Source organism: uncultured Lutibacter sp. (assembly GCF_937891065.1).
In the GTDB taxonomy this organism is placed as follows: domain Bacteria; phylum Bacteroidota; class Bacteroidia; order Flavobacteriales; family Flavobacteriaceae; genus Lutibacter.
Genome location: NZ_CALAEQ010000205.1, coordinates 1 through 2,611, shown reverse-complemented (window position 1 = coordinate 2,611; position 2,611 = coordinate 1). Strand labels below are relative to the sequence as shown.

Below are 2,611 nucleotides of genomic sequence, written 5' to 3'. Positions count from 1 at the left end.
TATTTTGTTTGGTCAAACTGAAATAAGTTTGAAGCAAACTCTTCAAAGTGCTGAAAAAAAGTATAAAGTTTTTTTTTCATATAATGATGAGGCACTTAATCTTCTAATTGATTACAATAAAGAATTACCTATCACATTGGATTCTTTTTTAGCAGATTTAAAAGAAGAATATCAAATTTCTTCTATCAAGACTGGTCAAGAGGTTTATGCATTAAGTTTACCTATTAAAGATTCTAATACCAAATTTGGAGGCGTAATTATTGATAAAAATACGAGCTTACCTGTTGAAGGTGCTATAGTTTTTATTAATGGTCTAAACTCAATTTCGGATGAAAGTGGAAAATTTGAGTTTATTAATATTTATGGGCCTAAAAACATTCAGATAAGTCATATTGCTTACGGGAAGTATAATATTCCAATTTCCGGCGATAATAGATATGTAGAAATCAAGATTTCTGTTAAAGAAACTCAATTAGATTTGGTTGAAATTTCATATCTAGCAAAAGGAATTTCAAAAAATAGGGAAGGCGGTTTTGTTTTAACGCCAAAAAATCAAGGTGTTTTAGGAGGGTTAATTAATGCAGATGTTTTTCAAAGTATACAGCAATTACCTGGAGTTTCCAATTCTCAAGAAAATGCAACAGACTTATTTGTACATGGAAGTACTCCTGATCATAATTTGATTTTGTGGAATGGAATCAGGTTATACCATACGGGTCACTTATTAGGAGGCATTTCATCAGTAAACCCTAATTCAATTACTAAAGTAAACTTTTATAGTAATGGTGTTAATGCAAAGTATGGTAGCCATACTGGAGGTTTAATTGAAATTTCTACATTAGTTGTTGATAGTATTCAATCAAATGCTTCTTTAGGCATTAATTTGTTAGACATTGATTTATCATCTAATTTAAAAATAGGCAATAAAATATCGACGGATTTTTCAATTAGAAGGTCTTTTACAGATATTTTGCAGTTTCAACCTTTTAATAATTTAATAAATCAAACCTTTAAAAATTCAAGTATTACTACTTCCGAAATATTAAATAAAAATGTTTTTTATTATGATATTAGTGGAGGTATTAATTATCAATTGAATAAAAATAATTCACTTCGTATTCAAGGTTTAGTAATGTTGGATAAATTTAATTTAAGTTTTAAAGAGGATGATTATTTGTTAAATGAAAACCTATATGCTAATAGCAAAAGTGGTGGGCTAGTTTGGAATATAAAAAATATAAAAAATAACACCCAAATTACAGCTAATTATACGGAATATTTAATGGATTATTATCAGCTTTTAAATGAGATTGAAGATGATGGCGAGTTAGAAGAAGAGGATTTAAATATAAGAAACAATAGCATTAGAGAAATTAGTTTTAATGTTGATCATGAACTTATTTTAAAGGAAGCTGCAAAGCTTCAATTTGGTTATCACTGGAATGAGAAAAACATATTATTTGATTATTTATCAATGCACGAAGATGATTCTTCTATAGAAGATTCCAAAAAAAGTATTATTGGAACACATTCCATATATGGTAATTATACAGTTCAGCAACCAGAAAATTATTTTATTAGGTGTGGAGTTCGCTTTAATTATTATCAACAATTGAATTCATTTCAATTTGAACCAAGATTATACGCTAAAAAAGCATTTTTGAAATATTTTAATGTAAATGCTTCTTTTGAAATAAAAACACAAGCTTTACTTCAAACATATGAGACTGTAAGTGAAACCTTTGAAAATGGAAATCATTTATGGGTTGGAGTTGATGGAGAGCAATTCCCTTTGTTACATGTTCATCAATTTAATGGAGGCTTATCTTTTAATAATAAAAATTTCCTAATAGATTTTGAATATTTTAATAAAGGAATAGAAGGAATTACCACTTTTAATTATGGTTTTTTAGATCCAAACGATCAAGATTTTCATATAGGAGAAAGCGAAGTTGAAGGGTTTGATTTTTTTATTAGAAATAAAACGGGTTTTGTTACAAGTTGGTTTAGCTACACATATACTGATGCCATTAATATTTTTAAAAATTTAAATAACTCAATCTCATTTCCTGGAAATCAAAGTATAAAACACCAAATAGTTGCTTCAACAGCTGTAACTATTGATAATTTAAATATTGCTTTAGCATGGAAATGGCATTCTGGAAAACCATATTCATTCCCTTCTGAAGTTGCAGAATTATCGGCAACTACTTATAGGTTTTCTTATAAAGATTTAAATGGATTTACATTACCGAATTATAAAAGAATGGATATTTCCTTAGGATATAAATTTAAAAATAAAAATAAAAGGGTTAAACCAGAAATTGGATTTTCATTTATAAATATTTTAAAAACGAAAAATATACTTCACAAATTTTTTATATATGATTTTTCAAAAAAAGAAATTTTATCTATAGATAGATATTCAATACAACCAACTTTTAATTTTAGTTTTAGATTAAAATATTAAATATAATTTAAACTTAGGTTTTTGAATTAAAAACAAAACTTTTAAGATTAATGTGAATTGTTAAATATTGAATATCAGTTGTATAATAATTCTATTTTTTTAATATAAAATAATTATAAAGGAAACCCGTTGGGTTTCATT

Annotated in this window: 1 protein-coding gene; it reads left to right on the top strand. The window is 26.2% G+C overall.

All coding sequences use genetic code 11. The annotated features are described in order from the left end of the window. On the top strand, positions 1-2,470 hold a 2,470-nt coding region (locus tag Q0352_RS11175), incomplete at its 5' end, for a TonB-dependent receptor (protein WP_299527498.1). Positions 2,471-2,611 lie beyond the last annotated feature (141 nt).